Annotated in this window: 15 protein-coding genes; 4 read left to right on the forward strand and 11 right to left on the reverse strand. The window is 67.9% G+C overall.

The window, feature by feature from the left end:
• Positions 1 to 63: 63 nt before the first annotated feature.
• Genes R9X41_RS18480 through R9X41_RS18515 form a run of 8 tightly spaced genes read right to left on the reverse strand, consistent with a single transcriptional unit; the run spans position 64 to position 10,809 of the window.
• Positions 64 to 1,347 (reverse strand): hypothetical protein, encoded by a 1,284-nt coding sequence (locus R9X41_RS18480; protein WP_318631902.1) that lies wholly within the window; start codon positions 1,345 to 1,347, stop codon positions 64 to 66.
• A 31-nt stretch (positions 1,348 to 1,378) separates the two neighbouring features.
• Entirely contained in the window at positions 1,379 to 3,775 is a 2,397-nt protein-coding gene (locus R9X41_RS18485; RefSeq protein WP_318631903.1) for a glycoside hydrolase 5 family protein, read from the reverse strand.
• The gene (locus R9X41_RS18490; protein WP_318631904.1) at positions 3,772 to 5,163 is read right to left on the reverse strand and encodes an O-antigen ligase family protein; all 1,392 of its coding nucleotides are present in this window, start codon (positions 5,161 to 5,163) and stop codon (positions 3,772 to 3,774) included. Before R9X41_RS18490 ends, R9X41_RS18485 begins: the two co-directional genes overlap by 4 nt.
• Entirely contained in the window at positions 5,147 to 6,073 is a 927-nt protein-coding gene (locus R9X41_RS18495) for a glycosyltransferase family 2 protein (RefSeq protein ID WP_318631905.1), read from the reverse strand. The genes R9X41_RS18490 and R9X41_RS18495 overlap by 17 nt, the downstream gene beginning before the upstream one ends.
• Before the next feature lie 13 nt (positions 6,074 to 6,086).
• On the reverse strand, positions 6,087 to 7,379 hold the full coding sequence (locus R9X41_RS18500) for a lipopolysaccharide biosynthesis protein (RefSeq protein ID WP_318631906.1): 1,293 nt from the start codon (positions 7,377 to 7,379) through the stop codon (positions 6,087 to 6,089).
• Entirely contained in the window at positions 7,361 to 8,431 is a 1,071-nt protein-coding gene (locus R9X41_RS18505) for a polysaccharide biosynthesis tyrosine autokinase (RefSeq protein WP_318631907.1), read from the reverse strand. The genes R9X41_RS18500 and R9X41_RS18505 overlap by 19 nt, the downstream gene beginning before the upstream one ends.
• A 2-nt stretch (positions 8,432 to 8,433) precedes the next feature.
• Positions 8,434 to 9,816 carry a Wzz/FepE/Etk N-terminal domain-containing protein gene (locus tag R9X41_RS18510; RefSeq protein ID WP_318631908.1) on the reverse strand — a complete coding sequence of 461 codons (1,383 nt, stop codon included), beginning with the start codon at positions 9,814 to 9,816 and terminating at the stop codon, positions 8,434 to 8,436.
• On the reverse strand, positions 9,817 to 10,809 hold the full coding sequence (locus R9X41_RS18515; RefSeq protein WP_318631909.1) for an SLBB domain-containing protein: 993 nt from the start codon (positions 10,807 to 10,809) through the stop codon (positions 9,817 to 9,819).
• 194 nt (positions 10,810 to 11,003) lie between these two features.
• On the opposite strand from R9X41_RS18515, the gene R9X41_RS18520 reads away from it, so the two are divergent.
• Positions 11,004 to 13,301 carry an NADP-dependent malic enzyme gene (locus tag R9X41_RS18520; RefSeq protein WP_318631910.1) on the forward strand — a complete coding sequence of 766 codons (2,298 nt, stop codon included), beginning with the start codon at positions 11,004 to 11,006 and terminating at the stop codon, positions 13,299 to 13,301.
• Positions 13,302 to 14,607: 1,306 nt separating this feature from the next.
• On the opposite strand, the gene R9X41_RS18525 is transcribed toward R9X41_RS18520, so the two are convergent.
• The 3 genes from R9X41_RS18525 to R9X41_RS18535 all read right to left on the reverse strand — a co-directional run bounded on the left by R9X41_RS18525 (position 14,608) and on the right by R9X41_RS18535 (position 17,718).
• On the reverse strand, positions 14,608 to 15,588 hold the full coding sequence (locus R9X41_RS18525; RefSeq protein ID WP_318631911.1) for a Bug family tripartite tricarboxylate transporter substrate binding protein: 981 nt from the start codon (positions 15,586 to 15,588) through the stop codon (positions 14,608 to 14,610).
• Between the two features lie 115 nt (positions 15,589 to 15,703).
• Positions 15,704 to 17,053 carry an amidase gene (locus tag R9X41_RS18530; protein ID WP_318631912.1) on the reverse strand — a complete coding sequence of 450 codons (1,350 nt, stop codon included), beginning with the start codon at positions 17,051 to 17,053 and terminating at the stop codon, positions 15,704 to 15,706.
• Positions 17,050 to 17,718 (reverse strand): RraA family protein, encoded by a 669-nt coding sequence (locus tag R9X41_RS18535; RefSeq protein ID WP_318631913.1) that lies wholly within the window; start codon positions 17,716 to 17,718, stop codon positions 17,050 to 17,052. Before R9X41_RS18535 ends, R9X41_RS18530 begins: the two co-directional genes overlap by 4 nt.
• A gap of 100 nt (positions 17,719 to 17,818) precedes the next feature.
• Between R9X41_RS18535 and R9X41_RS18540 the strand changes: the two genes are divergently transcribed.
• From R9X41_RS18540 to R9X41_RS18550, 3 genes are all read left to right on the forward strand, one after another.
• Complete coding sequence (locus R9X41_RS18540; RefSeq protein ID WP_318631914.1) at positions 17,819 to 18,739, forward strand: LysR family transcriptional regulator; 921 nt, start codon at positions 17,819 to 17,821, stop codon at positions 18,737 to 18,739.
• A gap of 154 nt (positions 18,740 to 18,893) precedes the next feature.
• Positions 18,894 to 19,664, forward strand: a complete 771-nt coding sequence (locus R9X41_RS18545) for an SDR family NAD(P)-dependent oxidoreductase (protein ID WP_318631915.1) — start codon at positions 18,894 to 18,896, stop codon at positions 19,662 to 19,664.
• Positions 19,665 to 19,877: 213 nt separating this feature from the next.
• Complete coding sequence (locus R9X41_RS18550; RefSeq protein ID WP_318631916.1) at positions 19,878 to 20,909, forward strand: ABC transporter substrate-binding protein; 1,032 nt, start codon at positions 19,878 to 19,880, stop codon at positions 20,907 to 20,909.
• The last annotated feature ends 189 nt before the right edge of the window (positions 20,910 to 21,098 follow it).

A 21,098-nucleotide genomic window follows, 5' to 3' on the forward strand; every position in this document is an offset into this window, starting at 1 on the left:
CATCTCTCCGCCCCCGGTGAGGGGGTAGGCGAAGCACACGAAGTGAGCGTAGCCTGGGGGAGTTCACTGAACGCGGTCATAGCGCATGTTTTCCAACTGCGTCCGCGCCCGGTTGGCGCCCAGCATGTTGTCGAACGTATAGGACAGCCCCAGCTGCACGCTGCTGCGGGTGAAATCGCCCGTCGTGGTCACCGCCGCGTCGGGCTGGTAGTGCTCCCGCGCGCCCTCCAGCCGCAGCAATACGTTGGGCGTCGGCGTGTACTCGAGCCGGGCCGACAGCCGCAGCACCTTGTCCTTACCGCCGGTGGAAGCGTTGGCGGTGTTGGCGAAGGTCTGGTAGGCCTGTTGTTCATACGAACTGGTCAGCGCGAAACGCGTCTTGGCCGAGAGGTCGTAACGCACCCGCCCTTCCAGGCCGGTCGAGATCACATACAGCCGCACGTCGGCCGCCGAGTTGGTCTGCGGCTGCCGATAACCGCGCACCGACAGGTAAGTCTTGGGCGAGTACTGCCACTCCACGCCGGAGCTGACCGACACCAGCGAGGTGTCGCGGTTGGACAGGCTGGCGAAGGTGCGGTCGAGCCGGCCGATGCGGCCGAACACGATGGTGTTCTCGTTGTAGCGCCAGGCAGCGTCGACGAATACCTCGCGGTCGGTGTAGCCCGAGTCGATGTTGGCGATGTCGGTGGCGGTGCGATCGGGAAAGCGCACCTCGTTCTGCCGCACGCCCACGCTGACGGTGGAACGCCGACCGGAGGCATAGGTCAGCGCCAGCCGCAGCCCCTTGTCTTCCTGGTTGTAGCGCTGTGCGAGCGAGGCGTCCTGGTAACGCTGCGAGCCCTGGGTCACCGTCACCGGCAGGTCGAGTTCCGGCGTGATGCGCAGGGCCACCTCCACCAGGTCCTGGCGCGCCTGCGGCACCTCGGGCTGGGTGAAGAAGCCGCCGTAGTAGTTGTAGAGGCTGCGCCCTTCGCGATGGCGCACCCGGCCGCGCAGCGCGCTGCCGTATTCCCACTGGTAGAGCCCGTCGAACTGGGTGGCGGTGTGGTCGAGCTGGTCGAGCGCGTCGTACACCTGGCGCGATGAAGTGGCGCCCACCGCCAGAAAGCTGCGGTCGCTCGGCAGCGGCATGCGCAGGGCGATGCCCAGGTCGGTCGAATGCACGCTGTCGCGGCGCTTGCGTGGATCGGTGCTGGCGTCCGGAAACAGAAACGGGTTGTCGATCGACTGCACTGTGGTGCCGACCTGCGCGGCGATTTCGGTGGTGGCGCTGCCGCCCACGGGCAGGCACGCCGCGACCAGGCAGACGAGCGCCGAGCGACGACCGCGCATGCCGGCTGTTGTCATGCGCGCGGACCGGCGGGGACGCACCGCAGGCTCATTGCAAAGATATCTCGTACCAGAGGCTGGACTGCGCGGCCTCGGTCTGCAGCGGCAGACGCAGCTGGCCGTTTTCCAGCTTCACCTGGTCGGCCCGCAGCGCGGCCATGCGGCGGCCGGCGCCATCGAGCGGATAGACCGTGGCCGCGCGTGCGCTGGTGGCAAAGCGCAGCTCTCCGCCGGAGCGCTCCACCCAGACCGGTCCGCTCGCATCGCGCGAGCCCGAGGGCTGGCCGGGCGATGCGGGGTCGGGCTCGAAGGTCCAGTACTCGCGGTTGCCGCGATAGGGCACCAGATCGACCGGCCGCTTCGGCAGCGAGCCCGGCTGGGTGCCACGCACCGCGCCCGACACCGACACCAGCAGCTGCCGGGCGTCGGCGATGGGTTTGTTGTCCAGCGCGGTCAGCAGCACCGCCGCCATGCCGCGCAACTCCTGCGGCCCGGCACCGGCCAGGCGCATCGTGATTTGCGCGGTGGCGTCGCCGAGCGTCTTGCCGGCGCCCACCGCGCCGAAGAAGCCGCGCGCCTGCGCCGTTTTGAGCAACAGCGTGCCGCGGCCGCGATCGGACTCCAACGCGGGCGGCACCGGCGACGGCGCCACCACCGGCTGCCACTGGGTGGCGGCGGTGTTCACGCTGATCTGCCGCTGCAGCGCCAAGGCCGGCGTGACACCGGTGCGAGCGCCCAGCACCGCGTCCATCGCCCAGGCGTCGTCGCTGGCGTTGATCGCCAGGCGCCCGGATATCGGCAGGCTCAACGGCGGCGCCGGCGGCAGCGCGGGCACCAGCGGCGCGCGGAACAGCTGCGCGGCCTGGCCCACCATGGCGTAGCGGCCCCAGTCGCCCGAGAGCGTGAAGCCGGTGGGTGCGTCGCCCCAGGTGTCGCCGTCGGCGTAGTCGAAGAGGAACAGGCCGTCCCAGTCCTGCTGGGCCGCGAAGGCCGCGATGACCGGCGTGCCCATGCCGCCCTGGCGGTTGGGAAAAGGCACGCTGATCTCGCTGGCGACGAAGGGCTTGGAGGCGTCGCGCCAATACGAATTGACCAGCAGGCGGTCGAGCTGCGGAGGCGCCGCGATGGAGCTGTCGCGGATGCGCCAGTTCAGCGGATTCCAGTCGTCGCCGGGGAAGTCCGGATGGTCGGCGTAGTAATGCGTGTCGAGCCAGTCCATGCCGGCGCTGGCGTCGTGGTTGAGCGCGCCTCCATAGACCATCTGCGTGCCGGTCACCGGCACCAGCGGGTCGGTCTCTTCATGCACCGCGCGGCGCATGCGCTCGAAGTAGGCGCGATCGGTATCGGCCAGGAAGCGCAGGAAGTCCTGCGTACGCAGCACCCGGCCGGTGGCCGGCGCGTCGGCGGCGGGGTCTTCGGCGCGGCCCCACCAGCGCTGGGCGAGTTCGCGGGCGCGACGCTCCACCTTGGCCTGCAACTGGCCGAGCGCGCCGGTCACGATCTGCTCGTCGCCCGGCATCGGCAGGTCGACCGGGCCGCTGGCGGCGGCGCAACCGTCCCAGGCCTTGCAGGCGGCCTGCGTGCTGCCGTAACGCGCCACCACCCAGCGGTTCCACTGCTCGCGCAGGATCGGCTCGTAGGCGCGCGGCACCGCCGCATGCCATTCGCGGCGCCGCCAGGCCGACAGCAGCGAGGATTCGTTGCTCACCTCCACCAGCGCCAGCGCCGGGTGGTTGCGCAGCCCCAACGCGCGCACCAGGCCGCGCGCATAGCGCTCCTCGAGCTCGACCATGCGCGGGGTGTAGATGAAGATCGGCGCGGTGTAGGGCGCGGCGGCCGCGCCGCCGTCCATCGGCGGCACCTGATCGGCCTGCGGCCGGAAGCGGTAGCCCACGCGCAGGTTCAGGTCCACGTACAGGCCCTCGGCGGCCAGCACGTCGATGAAGCGGCGCAGGCGCGCCACCGCGTCGGGGTTGAAGCTGGGAAACGGCCCCGGCAGCAGCACGCTGCGCGGCGGGTTGGCCCGGGTGTCGGGCGAGGTGTCCATGTGGTGCAGCCGCACCGCGTTGAAGCCGAGCTTGCGCAGCCGTTTGGCGATGCGGACGGCGTCGATCTCCGACGGAAAATTGGCCGCGAACGACAGGTTGATGCCGAAGAGCCGTACCCGCTGGTCGTCGCCGCCACCGGGCTTGCCGTCGGCGCCCACGGCATAGAAATGCCCGCCCCGCGCCACGATGCGCGATGCCGCGTCGATCGACCGGTTCATCGCCGACCGGTCGGGCGCGCCGGCCATCGCGTCCTCGTCCACCGCGAAGCGGAAAAAAGGCACGCCCGCGCCGTCGGCGACGAAGGCCGGCGGCGCCAGCACCGGCTGGGCGCCCGCGCAGGCGCTCAGCAACAGCGGCATGACCACGCGGGCCCGACGTAACCAGGAAAACCGATTCATGCGCCCACGCGCGCCACGGACTCCGGCGCGCTCCTTTCGCTCGCTTCCACCACGTCCTGCAGCACGACCTGGGAGGCCACGCTGCAGAGCGAATAGAAAAACAGGATGTTGTAGAAAAGCGTGCCCCGGAAGAGCTCGCTTTCGGTGACGTTGGCGATCAGCAGCAAGACGAAGATCACGAAGTGCATCGCACCTTCTTCCCGGTCGATCGCGATCAGGCGCGACAGCAGCAGCAGGTGCCGCGCGAACACGCACAGCGCGATGCCCAGTCCGGCCAGGCCCAGCTCGTTGATCACGTCCAGGTAGCCGTTGTGCGACTGCAGCGGAATCCAGTAGAGCTCGCGCGAGATGTAATCCGACGGGCCGCCCAGGCCCAGCCAGAAGGCGCCGTATCCGGTGCCCAGCGCCGGGTGGCGCCGCACTTCCATCATCACCAGATCCCAGATGTCGGTGCGGCCGGTGAGGTCGGAGTCCTTGCCGAACAGCCGGCCGATGGAGCCGGCGATATCGTCCCAGCCCGGCAGGTGGCCGTTGAGCACATAGAACACGTGAACCGCCAGCAGCACCAGCGCCACCACCGCCATCACCGGCGCCCACACCGGCATGCGCGTCACCACGTACTGGCGCCGCATGCACAGGTACAGCGTGGCGCCGATCAAAAACACCAGCAGCGAGGTGCTGCTCTTCGCCATCACCAGCATGAACAGCGAGAACAGTAGCGCCGTCACGCAGACGCCGCGCGGAAACAGGCGCGAGCCCACGCATTCGCGCAGCCACAGCAGCGAGCAGATCGCCGCCGCCTGGCCGGTGGTGTTCTTCTGCAGGAACAGGCCGCGCCAGGCGTTGCCCAGCATGGTGTCGATGCCCACGCGCGGGTTCACCGCCACCACGATCAGCGAGATGACCAGCAGCGTGGTGAGCGTGGCCATCAGCACCTGCAGCACCTGGCGCGAACTGCCCACCGGCGCCGAGATGGCCGTGCCCACCAGGAAGAAGCCGACCAGCTGCGTCGCGCGCTTGAGCGTCACCACCGGATAGGCCGACCACGCCACCGACACCAGCGCGAACGCCACGAAGGCCACCAGGAAGATGTTGGCCCTGCGCAGCCGCAGCAGCGTCCATTCCGGGTGGCGCCAGGCCAGCCAGGCGCCACCCAGGAAGATCGAGCCGAACTCCAGCTGAGTCGCCAGGGAGCCCGCCGACAGGTTGGCCTCGAAGTCGTCGTTGCCCCAGGTGAAGTTGGCCGGCAGAAAACAGAAGGTGAAGCTCGCCGCCACCAGGATGCGCACCAGCCACACCTCGAAGGGCGTTGCCGCGCCGGTCGCCGCGCGCGGCGCGCCGGGCTCGTGGCGCGAGGCCGGCGCCAGGGGTTCAGCCGCCGTATTCATGGTAGCGATGGCCCGCCAGGGCACTGAGTTTGCCGAGCTGCGCGCAGACGGCGCGCAGCCAGCGGAAAGAGCGGATGCGGGAGAACGGCCAGAGCACCAAGGCCAGCACGCCGGCCACCACCAGCTGCGCCACCGCCCGCAGGCCCAGCCCGCCGGCGCGCAGGAGCCAGGCCAGACCGCGCAGCTGGTAGATCTCCGAGACCAGGTACGTCTGGCCCAGCCGATAGGAGCGGCGCAGCAGCCACGAAGCGTTGGCGCGCGCCAGCGGCACGTCTTCCTGCACCGTGGCCTCGTCGCACCAGACGTACTTGGCGCCGCGCGCCAGCAGTTCGCGGAACAACACCGTGTCCTCGGCGCCGGTGCGACCGAAAGCCACGTCGAAAGGCGTCGGTCCCAGGGCCTTCACCCGTGCGGCGCGCAGCAGCGCGTTGCCGGTGCGGGCATCGCGGGTGCCGATGACGGTGCCGGTTGCAAAGCGCGGCCGGTCGAAGAAGCCGCCCAGGCGCAGCCAGTCGGGCGTGCCGGGCACATAGCGCGGCAGCACGGGCGCAAAGACGACGTCGGCGCCGTACTGCGCCTGCGCGGCGCGCAGCTTGTCGAGCCAGCCGGGGTCCGGTGACTCGTCGTCGTCGATGAACGCCAGCCACGGCGCCTGCGCCGCGCCCACCACCGCGTTGCGCGCCGAGGCGATGTTGGGCACCGGCACATGCAGCGCCCGCAGCGGCAACCGGTCGGCCCAGGCGTCCAGCACCGGGCGCGCCGAGTTGGCCGGGTCGTTGTCGGCCACGACGAACTCCACGCCGGCATCCGGGCCGATCTGGCGATGCAGCTCGGCCAACAGCACCTCCAGCAGCTCGGGCCGCTTGAAGGTGCAGATGCAGACGCTCACCTGGGGCAGGACGTGGGACATGGCGGGATCGTCTTCAGGAAGGTCGCAGTGGGCGCAGGGCGTCGCGTCGGGCGCTGGGCAGCAGCACGAGCCAGATCAGCGCCAGGTCGAGCGCCTCGACCAGCGCCAGCGCGGCCACCGCGCCCCACACGCCCCAGCGCGGCACCGCGTAGGCGGTGGCCGCCAGCATCACCACCAGGCACATCACGCCGCTGATCAGCAGCATGCGGTAGCGGTCGCCACTGGTCAGCAGCGAGGTGCCGATCCAGCGTGCACCGTAGATGGCGAAGTACACCGTCCACGCCGCCAGCAGCGGCTCCAGCCCCGCGTATCTGGGGCCCAGCACGTGGGTTTCGAGCCAGGGCAGGATGGCCCACAGCGTGCCGGCGTAGACCAGCGTCAGCACCTCGATGCCGGCCACCGACCACAGCGCGTAGCGGTCGAGCGAACGCATCTCGCCGGCCTTGATCAGCTTGGCCGCATGCGGCCGCGCCACCCGCGACCAGGCCAGCACGCAGAGCGACAGCGGCATCAGCAGCAGGCGCGAGGCGTTGAGGTCGGCCGAGGCGCTCACGCCCAGCCACAGCGCGGCCAGGTAGAGATAGCTGTAGTTGGTGAACCAGGCCACCAGCGAGCCCGGCAGCGCCCATTTGCTGCGTTGCCACACCGCTGCCACGGCCTCCGCGAATCCGGCCGCATCGCGGTCGCCGTCGAGCGGACGCAGCGACAGCGCGGCCAGGTTCGACAAGCCCAGCGCCAGCATCACCGCCGGCAGGCTCATCCAGTCCAGCGCCGCCAGCAGGCCGATGGAAACGGTCACCGCCACCGCGTACCAGGCGTCCATGCGCAGCACCGCGCGCGCATGACCCTCGACGAAACCCACGCTGCGGCCGAACTCGCGCAGCGACCCCGCCCACACATAGACCGCGAAGGCCGCGCCCAACGCCACCGGGTGCGCTGGCAGTTCGAGCCAGGCGACCACGCCGCCGGCCACCGCTCCCGACACCACCGCCAGCCCCGCGGCCAGTTGCCGCTGGTAGCGGTCGAGGTGGCCGACGAGCGCACGGCGGCGCGCGTCGTCGAGCCCTGGCGCCAGCGTGGTGAGCGGCCCGGTGACCAGCGCGTCGAGCAGCGTGGTGGTGAAGATGCCGGCCACGTAGAGCTGGGCGTACAGGCCGTAGCTCTCCTTGGCGGTGAGGCGGATCAGCACCAGCCCCAGCACCAGGTTGAGCGCCGACAGCACGCCCTGGTCGAGCAGCGAGGCGAAGGAGTCGAGCAGCAGACGGCGGCCGGGCCGCCCGGGTGCGCTCAGGCGCGGCGCAGCCATCGGCGCAAGGTCCCCCGGGGACCGGGCTTGGGCACATCGGGCGCGGCGGACGGCGACCGCGCCGTGGCGTCGAAGGTGTTGTAGACGATGCCCACCGTCTGCGCGCCCGAGGTGGCGAGCTGCGACTGGCAGCGCTCCAGGTCTTCCAGGCGGGTGACATGCTGGCGTCCCACCAGCAGGCATTGCCCGACCTGGCGCGCGATCACCTGGGCGTCCGACGAAATGCCCGCACCGGGCGTGTCGACGATGAACACGTCGAAGTCTTCTGCGAAGGAAGTCAGCAGGCGTTCGAGCGCCGGCTCCAGCAGTATCTCCAGCGGGTTCGGCGGCTGCGGGCCGGAGCCGATCACATGCAGCAGCGGAAAGCCCGGCGCCGGCTCGCCCGCGCTGATCGGCGCGCGGCCGGCCAGCATGGTCGACAGGCCGTCCTGCCGGTTCAGTCCGAACCAGTCGCGCTGGCCGGAGCTGCGCAGGTTGGCATTGACCAGCAGCGTGCGTTTACCCAGCTGCGAATAGGCGATGGCCAGGCTCGCGGCCAGGTAGCTCTTGCCCTCGCCCTCGCCCGGGCTGACGATGGCCACCGCCAGCTTGGGCAGGCCCGACAGGCGGATCGACAGCTCGGCACGCACCCTGCGCACCGCCTCGGCCTCGGCGCTGTAGGGCGCCAGCGCGATCGCCAGCGACGGGTCGAGCCCGGCATGCGAGCCCGCACCGGTGGCATAGCGGAACTGCTGCGACAGCACCGACTGCACATCGGCCTGCGACAGCAGCCCCAGCTGCACCGCCGCCTCGCCGAAGCGCAGGCCGTCGCGCTTCTGGCGCTCGATCACACGGGCCACCTGCTCGCGATTCAGCAGGCCGGCGTGCAGAAAGCGGTCACCGATCTTGTCCGGCGGCGCGGTCGGCACGGCGGGCGCCGCGGCGGCGGCCTCGGCCTCCAGCTCCGCGGCGGTGGGCGGGCGCGGCGTCACCGGCGGCGGCACCGGGCGCGGACGGACCGGCGCGAAGGTGCGGTCGGTCTCGGGAATCTCGGAAGTTTCGAAGGGATCCATGTTCAGCCCACCATGCCGATCTCGCCGAGCACCGGCAGCCGCAGGCCGCGCACCAGGTCGTCGCGGCTGCGCAGGCGGCGGGTGCCGAACTCCAGCAGCAGCGCCGCGCACAGGCCCAGGATCAGGCCGACCACCACGCTGGCGGCCAGGCTGCTCACCACACGTGGCTTGGAAGGAATGCTCGGCGTTTCCGCCTGGCGCAGCACCGTCAGGTTGACCGCGCTGATGTTGCCGGCCATCAGGATGTCGTCGTACTTCTGCGTGGCCGCGGTATAGACCCGCTCGGCGCCTTCGAGCTGGCGCTGGTAGGCCAGCAGCGTGTCGCGCTGGGCCTTCTGCTCCAGCAGCTTCTTCTGGCGCACGGCGATCAACCGCTCCACGTCGCGCTGCTGCGCGGCCAGGCGATCCACGTCGAGCCGCCGCGTCGACACCGCCGACTTCACCTCGCGCGCCAGCCGCGCCTGCAGCTCGGTGCGCTCGGCGATCAGCGCGGTCGTGCGTGGATGGTTGGGACCGAGCACCGAACGCGCTTCCGACAGGCGGCGCTCGGCATCGTTGAGCCGCGCCTTCAGGTCGGTGATCGGCGGCTGGCTGCCGATTTCCGGCAGGTCTTCCGGCCGGCCGCTGCGCAGCAGTTCGTCGATGGTGCGCTGCCGACCCAGGGCCTCCTGGCGCTGGTTCTGCAGCGTTACCAGCGAGGCGGTCAGGCTGCCGATCTCGGCATTGGCCACATCGTCACGCTCGTTCACGTTGAGGATGCCGACCTTCTGCTGGTAGGTGGTCAGCTCGTCCTGGATGCGGTTGACCTCGGCGCGCAGCTTCTCGAGCTGGGCGTTGTATTGCTCGCTGCGCGAGCGCGCCGCGTTGGACGCGATCTCGGCGGACAGCGCGATGTAGGCCCGCACGATCTCGTTGGCGTAGTCGCGCGCCTGCTCCGGCGACTCGGCCGAATACGCCACCTCGATCACCCGGCTGTTGCGGCGGGCGGCGGCCACGGTGTTGTCCGAGATGCCCTTGATCAGCAGCGCATAGGCCTTGTCCGAGCCGATCTTGGCGACCTCTTCGCGGTACTCCGGCTTGTCGCGCAAGGCCAGGCGGTCCACCACCCGCTCGGTCACGGCACGGCTGCTCAGGATATCGACCTGCGTGTTGAGATAACTCTCGTCGAGCACCGCCGAGAACTGCCGGCCGCTGATCGGGTCGGCCGCCTTGTAGTCCACGTACACGTCCGACGACGCTGTCCAGGCGCGCGGCATCACCAGCAGCACCACGGCGGTCGCCAGCAGCGTGGCCGTCGCCACACCCAGCACCAGCCGGCGCCGGGCGCGGACCATGGCGATCAACTGGGCCGACGACAGGCCCGACGGAAGCGAGACAGTGGCCATCTAGAAAAGACTCTCGTTGACGAAGACGGTGTCGCCCGGCTGCACCGGCTCGGCGATGCCGGCCCGAAAAGGCTGGTCGGTGCCGTTGACCGTGCGGTGGATGTCGATGCGCCGCAACGAGGCGCGCAGGTTGGTGCCGCCGCCCAGGGCGATGGCGCGCATCACGGTCATGCCCGGCTCCATCGGGTAGGCACCCGGCCGGTTCACTTCGCCGTGAATGTAGAAAAGCTTCTTGCGCTCCACGTACACCACGTCGCCGGTGCGCAATTCGGCGTCGAGCGCGGTGCGGTTGGAGCCGCCGATCGAGGCATCGCCCAGGCGGATCGGAATGCGCTCGCCGCCACCGGGCGGCACCGCATCGGCACTCGCCGGCACGTTGCCCGCCGCCGCAGCGGCAGCCGCGGCCGGATCGGCCAGGCGCAGCAGCGTGACCGTCTGCTCGGCCTGCTCGGTCAGGCCGCCAGCGGTCGCCAGCAGCTCCAGCACCGTCAGCCGACCAGGAATCGGATAGCGACCGGGCTGCCGCACTTCGCCCAGCACCGACACCATCTGGCTGCGGATCTGCACCGCGTCCACCGACACCTCGGGCTTGAGCAGGAAACCGCCGGTGCGCAGCAGCTCGGCGATGCGCATGGCCGCCGCGCTGGTGCTCAGGCCGGCCACCGGCACGTCGCCGATCAGCGCCACCGCGATGCTGCCCTTGTCGTTCACGCCCACCTCGGCCGACAGGTCGGGCTGGCCGAGCACCGTGATGCGCAGGATGTCCCCGCTGCCGATACGGCCGTTGGTTACCGTCGAACTCGGCAGGGCCTGCGTCTGCAGCACCCCCGGCGCGGCCGGCATGATCGTGCCGGTGCGGCCCGGATCGGAGGGAACCTGGGCCAGCGCGGCGGTGCCGAAGACCAGTGCACTCGCGGCCAACGCCAGCAGGCGGCGGATGCGGAGCGCCGGGCGGCGGCCCAGGGCGGTGAAGACGCTCCAGCAGTGCGACATCTTTGGGTATTTGTTACTAATACAAACGGACTTCCAGTGTACCAAGCAGCATGCGCGCGCACGCTTCCCGCACGCCGATCACGGAGAGATCGTGGCAAAGAAGCGAAGCGCGACGTATTTCCACGGACGACGGAGCCTCCCGCCGTGCGTTAAGCTGCCGACCCCTTTTGCGTTCCGACCACGAGCGACCCGCCATGACCCAGCTTTCCGCGGCCGAAGAGGCCCTGCGCGACGCAGCACGCGACTACCACCGTTTTCCCACCCGGGGCAAGATTTCCGTCACGCCGACCAAGTTGCTGGCCAACCAGCGCGACCTGTCGCTCGCGTATTCGCCGGGCGTGGCCTATCCGTGCCTCGACATCGAGGCCGACCCGTCCAAGGCCGCCGACTACACGTCGCGCGGCAACCTGGTGGCCGTCATCACCAACGGCACCGCGGTGCTGGGCCTGGGCGACATCGGCCCGCTGGCCGCCAAGCCGGTCATGGAAGGCAAGGGTTGCCTGTTCAAGAAGTTCGCCGGCGTCGACGTGTTCGACATCGAACTGGCCGAACGCGACCCGGACAAGCTGATCGAGATCATCGCCTCGCTCGAGCCCACGCTCGGCGGCATCAACCTCGAGGACATCAAGGCGCCCGAGTGCTTCTACATCGAGCAGGAGCTGTCTAGGCGCATGAACATTCCGGTGTTCCATGACGACCAGCACGGCACCGCCATCATCTCCTCGGCCGCCCTGCTCAACGGCCTGGAACTCGTCGGCAAGGACATCGGCGCGGTCAAGATCGCCGTCTCCGGCGCCGGCGCCGCGGCCATCGCCTGCGTCGACGTGATGGTCGGCCTGGGCGTGAAGCGCGAGAACATCTTCATGGTCGACTCCAAGGGCGTCATCTACGAAGGCCGCCCCGGCACGCTCGACGCCTCCAAGGCCCGCTACGCCCAGAAGACCGACGCCCGCACCCTGGCCGACGTGGTCGACGGCGCCGACGTGTTCCTCGGCTGTTCCGCGCCCGGCGTGCTGAGCGCCGAGATGGTCAAGACCATGGCCCGCCAGCCGATCATCCTGGCGCTGGCCAACCCCGAGCCCGAAATCCGCCCCGAACTCGCCAAGGCGATCCGGCCGGACTGCATCATCGCCACGGGCCGTTCCGACTATCCAAACCAGGTCAACAACGTCCTGTGCTTCCCCTACATCTTCCGGGGCGCGCTCGACTGCGGCGCCACCAAGATCACGCAGGAGATGAAGCTGGCCTGCGTGCGCGAGATCGCCGAACTCGCCAAGGCCGAGACCAGCGACGAGGTCGCCGCCGCCTATCCCGGCAAGGAACTCGTCTTCGGCGCCGACTACCTGATCCCCACGCCCTTCGATCCGCGCCTGATCCTGCGCATCGCGCCGGCCGTGGCCAAGGCGGCCGAGGCCTCCGGCGTCGCCACCCGCCCGATCCCCGACTACGACGCGTATCGCGAAAGCCTCACCCGCTTCGTCTACCAGACCGGCATGTTCATGCGCCCGGTATTCGCCGCCGCCAAGCAGAGCCCGCAGCGCGTGGCCTTCGCCGAGGGCGAAGACGAGCGCGTGCTGCGCGCGGTGCAGGTCGCCATCGACGAAGGTCTGTGCAAGCCCATCCTCATCGGCCGCCCGGCCGTCATCGAGGCGCGCATCCAGAAGGCCGGCCTGCGCATGCAGCTCGGCCGCGAGGTGGTGAGCGTCGACCCCGAGGACGACCCCCGCTTTCGCACCTATTGGGAGGCCTACCACGCCGGCATGCAGCGCAACGGCATCAGCACCGACGCCGCCAAGGCCGCCGTGCGTCGCAGCAACACCCTGATCGCCTCGCTGATGGTCAAGCTCGGCGATGCCGACGCCATGCTCTGCGGCCTGGTCGGTCGTTACGACCACCACCTGGAGCATGTCGCCCACGTCATCGGCCTGAAGGATGGCGAGGACGGTTTCGCCGCCCTCAACGCGCTGATGCTGCCGGAGCAGACGCTGTTCATCGCCGACACCTACATCAACGACTCACCCGATGCCGAGCAGCTCGCGCACATTGCCCTGGCCGCGGCCAAGGAGGTGGAGCGTTTCGGACTACCGCCCAAGGTGGCTTTCCTGTCGCACAGCAACTACGGCACGTCCACCCGGCCGTCGGCCCTGAAGATGCGTGCGGCGTTCGAGCGCTTCCGCGAACTGGCACCGGACATCGAGGCCGATGGTGAGATCCACGGCGACGCGGCCTTGTCGGCCACCGTGCGTGCGCGCACCGGCGTAGCGGACAGCTTGTTGACCGACTCGGCCAACGTGCTGATCTGCCCCAACCTGGATGCGGCCAACATCCTGTTCAACGTGCTCAAGACGACGAGTGGTCAGGGCATGACGATCGGGCCGATGCTGCTCAATGCGGCGGCGCCCGTGCACATTCTCACGCCCTCTTCCACCGTGCGGCGGATCTTGAACATGACGGCGCTGGCGGCGGCGCAGGCGGCGGCCAAGGCGGTCTGATCGATTGGCGGGCCTGGCCTGCGTGAGGGATAAAGCCGCGTCTTGCGAATGACGCGGCTTTTTTTTCGGGTCGGCGGTATTGGTTTGCCAGTTTCGGCATTGCCGGGAAGTACGGTTGCTCCAGGGCGCCCGGCTGGCGCTACTCACATTCTCTTTGCTTGGATTTTTTGTCCTGTTTTTGTTGATTTACCGTGTTGAAGTCTGGCTTGGACGGGGCTGTGGAATTACGTCGGGTTGGTGGCTTGGTTTTATTAATGCAGATGTTATTTGGTAGTTGAGATGCTTATTTGCCGTTCTTCTACTGAACGTAGGGTGGAGCTGGGGGCTTGCGCGCCCCCAGACCCGCGGTAACTTTCTTTTGTTGGGACAAAAGAAAGTCACCAAAGAAAAAACCTTGAAGACGAGCTCGAGGCTCGGTCGGGCCATTGCTTCGCTCGGCCTGGGGAATGTGCCTTCGAACGCTCTAACGGCAATAGTTTGGACAAGGGTTGATCCAGTGCCTTGGCCCCGCTTCGCGGGTCGAGGCTGAGAGGGTAAGAACAGGCGACCGCACTGAGCACAGTGAGGGGGCCGCGCAGATCCGATCGCCATGCCCGCTGCTCGCCGTGGCGTGGCGGCCGCGAACGCCCGATGGCCATGATTCCTGTGCGCAGGGGTGTGGCCGGCGTCCAGGTGCGCCAATGGTGAAGTCGCATGTTCGATTGATCCGCCAGGGCGGTAGGCGGTACGCAGCGAGCAGGGCTATCACACCAGCGCGGCCCCCTCACCGTGCTCAGTGCGGTCAACTGTCCTTACCCTTTCAGCCCCGACCCGCGAAGCGGGGCCAAGGCTCTGGATCAACCCTTGTCCAAACTGTTGCCGCTAGAGCGTTCGAAGGCACATTCCCCAGGCCGAGCGAAGCAATGGCCCGACCGAGCTTCGAGCTCGTCTTCAAGGGTTTTTCTTTGGTGACTTTCTTTTGTCCCAACAAAAGAAAGTTACCGCGGGTCTGGGGGCGCGCAAGCCCCCAGCTCCACTCTACGTTCAGTAGAAGAAAAATAAAAAGCCCAGCAGAAAAAAGTCCCAAACCTCCCAATAACCCATAGACAAGAGTGCAGACCGCCTTTACTCATGAACAGCAACAAAATACCTAAATCGAGGCCATCCCGGCACGGACCCCATTCCACCTTCAGTCACATAACAGGCAAAACAAACTCTTTAAGCAGCAAGAGACCCGATCCAATAGGCCACAAGCAGATCACCATTCTGCAAATGGGTGAAAAAACGACGCCACCCGCACCCCAGTCCCCCGAGTGGCGCCAACAAATTACTGCGGCGTAATATTGTTGTCCTTCACGAACTTGGCGTAATCCGCAGATTCCTTCTGCAGAAACTTGGCAAAGTCCTCAGCCGAACCACCGGCAATATCCAGCGAAATTTCGCCGATCTGCTTGCGCACCGCGGGATCGGCCAAAACCTTCTGCATTTGCGCATTCAACTTGGCGACCACCGCCGCAGGCGTCCCACCCGGTGCCGCCATGCCGATCCAGGTCACCGAATGGAATCCCGGCAGACCGGACTCGGCAACGGTAGGCACATCCGGCAGATTGGCGATGCGCTTATCGGTCGTCACCGCCAGCGGAATCAACTTGCCGCTCTTGGCGTAAGGCACGGCCGTGGGAGATGTCTCGAACATGATGTCGATCTGCCCGGCCAGCAGGTCGGCCAGGGCAGGCGCACCGCCGCGATAGGCGACGTTGAGCATGTCGGTCCCCGTCATGCTCATGAACAGCCGCGCCGCCACGTCCTGCGCGCCGCCCACCCCTGAAGTACCGAAGCTGACCTTGCCGGGATTGGCCTTGGCGTACGCCGCCAGTTCCTTCACGTTCTTCACCGGCAGCTTGGGGTTGGCAATCAGCACGGCCGGCTGGTCGGCGATGCGGATGATGGGCGTCAGGTCCTTCATCGGATCGAAAGGCAGCTTGGCGAACAGGTGCTGGTTGGCCGCATAGCCCGAGGGCGCGACCAGCAGCGTATAGCCGTCCTTGGGCGCCTTGGCCACGAAGTCCATGCCGATGTTGCCGCCGGCGCCCGCGCGGTTGTCGACCAGCACCGGCTGGCCGAGCGCGTCCGACAGCTTCTGGCCGACCAGACGGCCGATCATGTCGACGCTGCCGCCCGGCGGAAACGGAACGATCAACTTGATCGGCTTGTTGGGATAGTCCTCGGCGGCAGCGGGCGCGCACACGGCGGCGAAGGCTGCGATGCCGGCGGCGACGAGGGTCAGGGACCGGAAGAGTTTGTTCATGGCAGAAGGTCCAAAAGATCCAGGTAACGGGGTGGGCGCGGTTCGCACATTCGGCGAATCGCAGTTTTCTTTGATGGGTCTCCTCGTCGCTCCGCCCGGTGTCTTGGTGTCTTGCTCAGGGTCGCCAGCGGCTCCGGTGCCAGGACGTCGCCGCCTGGAAGGCGCACGCGATTTCCATCAGCTTCGCGTCCTCGTCCTGGGCTGCAGCAATTTGCAGGCCGATGGGCAATTGCCGGTCGTCGAAGCCGAGCTGCACCGACACGCCGCACAGGTCGAGCAGGTTGACCGCGCGGGTGTACTTGACGGGCGGCTTGCCGTGATCGACCTCGGCGATCGGCGTGGCGGTGTGCGGCGTGGCAGGCGTGACGAAGGCGTCGTAGCCGCGCAGCACCTCGGCGATCTCGCCCTTGAGCGCGTCGCGCTGGCGCAGCGCCTGGTAGTAGGCGGTGGCGGTAAAGGTGCCGCCGGCCACCAGCCGGGGCCGCACCGCGCTGTCCATGGGCTTGGCCTCATCGGCAGCCAGCGCGCCCCAGAACGACGCGCCCTCCGGCAGCATGATGGCCGCGGCGATGGCGGCGAAGTTGTCGAAGGAGCCGGTCAGCGCAATCGGCGACAGGTGCGCGCCGCCGGCACGAAACACCTCCAGCGCGGCCCGGTAGGCGGCCAGCACTTCGGGCTGCACGCCCTCCAGGTCGGCGTCGCCCAGGTAGCCGATGCGCTGGCCGGCCAGGCTGGCCGGTCGAGGCGTTTCACCCACCAGCGCGGCGTAGGCCAGCGCGGCGTCGGCCGCCGTCAGGGTGAACAGGCCGACGCTGTCGAGCGTGGTGCTCAGCGGCACGACGCCGTCCGTCTTGAGCTTGCCGACGGTGGGCTTGAGCCCGGTGATGCCGCAGAACGATGCCGGCATGCGCACCGAGCCGCCGGTGTCGGTGCCGATGGACAGCGGCACCATGCCGGCGGCCACCGCCACCGCCGAGCCACTGCTGGAGCCGCCCGGCGAGCGGTGCACGTCGCGGCCCCAGGGGTTGCGCGGCGTGCCCATCTGGTCGTTGGTGCCCCAGGCGCCGAGCGCGAACTGCACCATGTGCGTCTTGCCGACGATGACCGCGCCCTCGGCCAGCAGGCGCTGGGTGATCCACGCGTTGCCGGTGGCGATGTTGTCGGCCAGCAGCGGCGAGCCGGCCGTGGTGGCGCGGCCCATCAGGTCGACGTTGTCCTTGAGCGCGACCGGGATGCCGTGCAGCGGGCCGAGGTCGAAACCGGCGGCCAGTTGCCGGTCGGCGGCTTCGGCGGCCTGCAGCGCCTCTTCGCGGAACACGCTGGAAAACGCGTGCAATTCGCCGTTCAGGCGGGCGATGCGGTCCAGACAGGTCTTGACGAGAAATACCGAGCTGGAACGCCCGTCGCGCAATTGCCGGCCGAGTTCGGCGAGGTCCGAAAAATCTTCGGTCGCGACGTCGTTCATGCCAGGCCCATCGCCTTTTTGATAATCGCACTGGTGCCCATGATGTCGGGATATTTCTCGCCCGCATCGAGTCGGCGCAGCGTGGTTTTCTCGTCGAGCTGCATCTGGATCGCGCGTTTGGCCGAGGCCTCGATATCGGCCGGCGGCAATACCAGAATGCCGTTCTCGTCGGCCAGGATCGCGTCGCCGGGATTCACCGCCACGCCACCGCAGGTGACCGGAATGCAGAACTCGCCGCCGAGCCCCAGCGACTTCACCGTGACGGCCGAGGTGCCCTTGGACCACACCGGCACGCCGTACTGGCGCAGCTCGCCGAGGTCGGTGACCAGGCCGTCGACGATGAAGCCGGCTACACCGATCACCTTGGCCGCATAGGCGACCGCGCCGCCGAGCGAGGCGATCGACATCTCGCCGCAGCGGTCCATCACGATGATGTCGCCCTTGCGCGCCTGGCCCATTGCGTAATGGACCATGGAGCCGTCCATGCCCGGCACGCGGATGGTGACCGCCGTGCCCACCACCCGGCGGTCCTGGAAATGCGCCTTGATGGCGGGCGACATGAAACCGGTATAGCGGAAATGCCCGATCACCGCCGGCTCGGCCTGTACCAGCAATTCGAGGAGGGCCGGATCGACCTGCGGCGGAAGGGAATTGAGTAGAAACACGGGGATGGCTCCAAAAAATGCGAATCAGCCCGGCAAAGTTAACGCCGGCACGACAGCGGGCAAAATTGAATATTCGAAACCGCGTTGATAAAATAAATGGATGACGCGGTTCACCTTTCGCCAAATCGAGGCCTTTTATTGGTGCGCACTGCTCGGAACCGTGCATGCCGCCGCGCAGCACCTGCATGTCAGCCAGCCGGCGGTCTCGTCGCGGATCAAGGAACTGGAAGAGGCCCTCGGCCTCACGCTTTTCTCTCGTGCGCACCAACGTTTCGAACTCACGCCGGCCGGCCGAAAAGCACTGGTCCATGCCGAGCAGACGCTGCGCGCCGGACAGGAGCTTCAGCGCCTCGGCCGGCGCCCGGTACCGCTGCAAGGCGTGCTCCGTCTTGGTGCAGACGAGACGGGCGCCACCGTGGCCGCCACCGAACTCCTGCACCGCATCAAGCTGCTGCACCCCGCACTGAAGATCGAGTTGACGGTGGAAGTGAGCAAGGTGTTGCGCGAAAAGCTCGCCCGCCGCGAGCTCGACGTGGCGCTGCACGGCACGCCGACCGAGCGGCCCAACGTGGTCGACGAACTGCTCGGCCGCATGCCGCTGGTATGGATAGGCGCCGCCGGCATCGACGCCGGGACCACACCGCTGACGCCCGAGCACGTGGCGGCGCTGCCGATCGTGACGAATCCGCCGCATTCCATATTGCACGGACTGGTGAAGGACTGGCTGCAGGTTTCCGGTTATGAATTCAACAGTTTCAGTTCGTGCAATTCCATCGCGATGATTATCCGGGTGGTGCAATCGGGGCATGCCATTGCCGCCTTGCCATTACCCGTGACACAAGAGGCGCTTAAATCCGGGTTGGTTCGCATAATCGAAACCGCTCCCTTGCTGCCGACCATGCCTTACTACATTTCCTACCTCGACGACAAAATCGATTCGGGCGTGGGCGATATCGTCGAACTGGCCCGGCAGATATTGCTGTCGGCTGAATTCTTCGCTCAGCCGGTGGTCGCCGCCTGATCGGACGGCGCGGCTGCGCGAGGGCGTCGGCAGCGCCGCAGCCCTACGTGCTTTCAGGCGCGGCACCGGCCCGCCGTGCGCCGATGCCTCGTTAAAAAACGAGGTTTCGGGGTCGGCATCCGGCCGGCCCGCCAACGCACGAAGGAAACCTCCCATGGCACGTTTTTCCGGCAAGTCCGTCCTCATTACCGGCAGCAGCTCGGGCATAGGCGCGGCCTGCGCCCGACGCATGGCTAGCGAAGGCGCGGATGTCGTGGTGAACGGCCGCAAGGAAAGCGAGGCGACGGTCGCGCTGGTGAAGGAACTGCAGGCGATGGGCCGGCGCGCTGTCTTCATCGCCGCCGACGTCACCACCGCCGCATCGGCCACCACGCTGGTCGAGCAGGCCATAGAGGCGCTCGGCGGACTCGACGTGCTGGTCAACAACGCCGGCGTGGAGCGCCGCAGCGACTTCTGGGAAACCACCGAGGAAGACTACGACCTGGTGATGAACACCAACGTCAAGGGCATGTTCTTCTGCACCCAGGCTTTCGTGAAGCACCGCAAGGCCGCCGGCAAGCCAGGCGCGGTGGTCAACATGAGTTCGGTCCACGAAGACCTGCCCTTCCCGCATTTCGCCACCTACTGCGCGAGCAAGGGCGCCGTGCGCATGCTCACCCGCGACCTGGCCGGCGAGTTGGCGAAGCTGGGCATTCGCATCAACAACGTGGCGCCCGGCGCCATCGCCACGCCGATCAACCAGCATCTGCTCGACTCGCCCGAGCTGCTGCGGCCGCTGGAGAAAAAAATACCGCTTGGCCGGCTGGGTCAGCCCGACGAGGTCGCCGCGCTCACCGCGTTTCTCGCCAGCGACGAAGCCGCTTATGTGACCGGCAGCACCTTCTTCGTCGACGGTGGACTGATGGTGAGCTATACCGAGCAATAGCCGAAACAGAGCACCGCCCACGCGAACCACTGCGGTGCGCCGCGCCCCGGCAAGGGGCGGCGGCCGGGGTCGGCCTTGCACCATCGCATGCACTTTTGGCCGAACGCTGCACGCAAAAATCGTATACACCCGTGTGCACGAATGCTGCGTGCATCGGGCATCGTTCTTGCTCGCCATGGCGTCATCGCCCACTCATTCCCAGAGCCCGACGTCATGCAAAAACGCAGTTTCCTCGCATCCCTCCTGGCCACCGCGCTCACCGCGTTCGGCACCGCACCGGCCCTGGCGCAGCCCGTGACGCCGGTGAAATTCCAGCTCGACTGGCGCTTCGAGGGCCCGGCGGCGCTGTTCCTGGTGCCGGTCGCCAAAGGCTACTTCAAGCAGGCAGGCCTGGACGTGACGGTGGACGCCGGCAACGGCTCCGGCGGCACGGTCACGCGCGTGGCCTCGGGCAGCTACGACATGGGCTTTGCCGACATGGCCTCGCTGATGGAGTTTCACGCCAACAACCCCGACGCACCGAACAAGCCGGTCGCGGTGATGATGGTCTACAACAACACGCCGGCTTCGGTGATGGCGTTGAAAAAGTCCGGTATCACCAAGCCCGCCGACCTGGCCGGCAAGAAGCTCGGCGCGCCGGTGTTCGACGCTGGCCGCCGCGCCTACCCCATCTTCTCGGCGGCCAACAAGATCGGCCCGGTGACCTGGACCGCCATGGATCCACCGCTGCGCGAAACCATGCTGGTGCGCGGCGACATCGACGCGATCACCGGCTTCACCTTCACCTCGCTGCTCAACCTGGAAGCGCGCGGCGTGAAGGCGGCCGACGTGGTGGTGCTGCAATACCCCGATTTCGGCGTGAAGCTCTACGGCAACGCGATCATCGTGAACCCCAAGTTCCTCAAGGAAAAGCCGGAAGCCGTCAAAGCCTTCCTAAAGGCCTTCGCCTTGGGCATGAAGGACGTGCTGGCCAACCCGGCCGCCTCCATCGAGACGGTCAAGGCGCGCGACGGCATCGTCAACAGCGAACTGGAAACCCGTCGTCTGAAGCTGGCGATCGACACCGTCATCAACAGCGCCGACGCGCGCTCGGAAGGTTTCGGCCAGGTCGTGCCGGGCCGCCTGTCGCTGATGGCCTCGCAGGTGTCGGACGCGTTCGCGACCAAGACGCGGGTCAACCCGGAAACGGTGTGGAGCTCGGCCTACCTGCCGGCGGCGGCGGACCTGGCCATCTTGAAGAAGTAGCTCGCCCCCAGGCTTTCTCACTCCGTGTAGACGCTCACCCCCTACCCGGGGGGCAACGCTGGCGGGGTCGATGGGTTGGTCTCCCCCGGGCTTGCTCACTTCGTGTAGCCGCCTACTCCCTGCCGGGGGCAACGCTGGCGGGGGTAGGCCAAGCCACCCCGCGGCGTTCTCTGAAATCACGAATAGCCG

This window comes from Xylophilus sp. GOD-11R (assembly GCF_033546935.1).
Lineage (GTDB): Bacteria > Pseudomonadota > Gammaproteobacteria > Burkholderiales > Burkholderiaceae_C > Xylophilus.

Bases quoted from the DNA above. Each gene is read 5' to 3' on its own strand.
- R9X41_RS18480 (WP_318631902.1), bottom strand. From the start codon at position 1,347: ATGACAACAGCCGGCATGCGCGGTCGTCGCTCGGCGCTCGTCTGCCTG.
- R9X41_RS18485 (WP_318631903.1), bottom strand. From the start codon at position 3,775: ATGAATCGGTTTTCCTGGTTACGTCGGGCCCGCGTGGTCATGCCGCTG.
- R9X41_RS18490 (WP_318631904.1), bottom strand. From the start codon at position 5,163: ATGAATACGGCGGCTGAACCCCTGGCGCCGGCCTCGCGCCACGAGCCC.
- R9X41_RS18495 (WP_318631905.1), bottom strand. From the start codon at position 6,073: ATGTCCCACGTCCTGCCCCAGGTGAGCGTCTGCATCTGCACCTTCAAG.
- R9X41_RS18500 (WP_318631906.1), bottom strand. From the start codon at position 7,379: ATGGCTGCGCCGCGCCTGAGCGCACCCGGGCGGCCCGGCCGCCGTCTG.
- R9X41_RS18505 (WP_318631907.1), bottom strand. From the start codon at position 8,431: ATGGATCCCTTCGAAACTTCCGAGATTCCCGAGACCGACCGCACCTTC.
- R9X41_RS18510 (WP_318631908.1), bottom strand. From the start codon at position 9,816: ATGGCCACTGTCTCGCTTCCGTCGGGCCTGTCGTCGGCCCAGTTGATC.
- R9X41_RS18515 (WP_318631909.1), bottom strand. From the start codon at position 10,809: ATGTCGCACTGCTGGAGCGTCTTCACCGCCCTGGGCCGCCGCCCGGCG.
- R9X41_RS18520 (WP_318631910.1), top strand. From the start codon at position 11,004: ATGACCCAGCTTTCCGCGGCCGAAGAGGCCCTGCGCGACGCAGCACGC.
- R9X41_RS18525 (WP_318631911.1), bottom strand. From the start codon at position 15,588: ATGAACAAACTCTTCCGGTCCCTGACCCTCGTCGCCGCCGGCATCGCA.
- R9X41_RS18530 (WP_318631912.1), bottom strand. From the start codon at position 17,053: ATGAACGACGTCGCGACCGAAGATTTTTCGGACCTCGCCGAACTCGGC.
- R9X41_RS18540 (WP_318631914.1), top strand. From the start codon at position 17,819: ATGACGCGGTTCACCTTTCGCCAAATCGAGGCCTTTTATTGGTGCGCA.
- R9X41_RS18545 (WP_318631915.1), top strand. From the start codon at position 18,894: ATGGCACGTTTTTCCGGCAAGTCCGTCCTCATTACCGGCAGCAGCTCG.
- R9X41_RS18550 (WP_318631916.1), top strand. From the start codon at position 19,878: ATGCAAAAACGCAGTTTCCTCGCATCCCTCCTGGCCACCGCGCTCACC.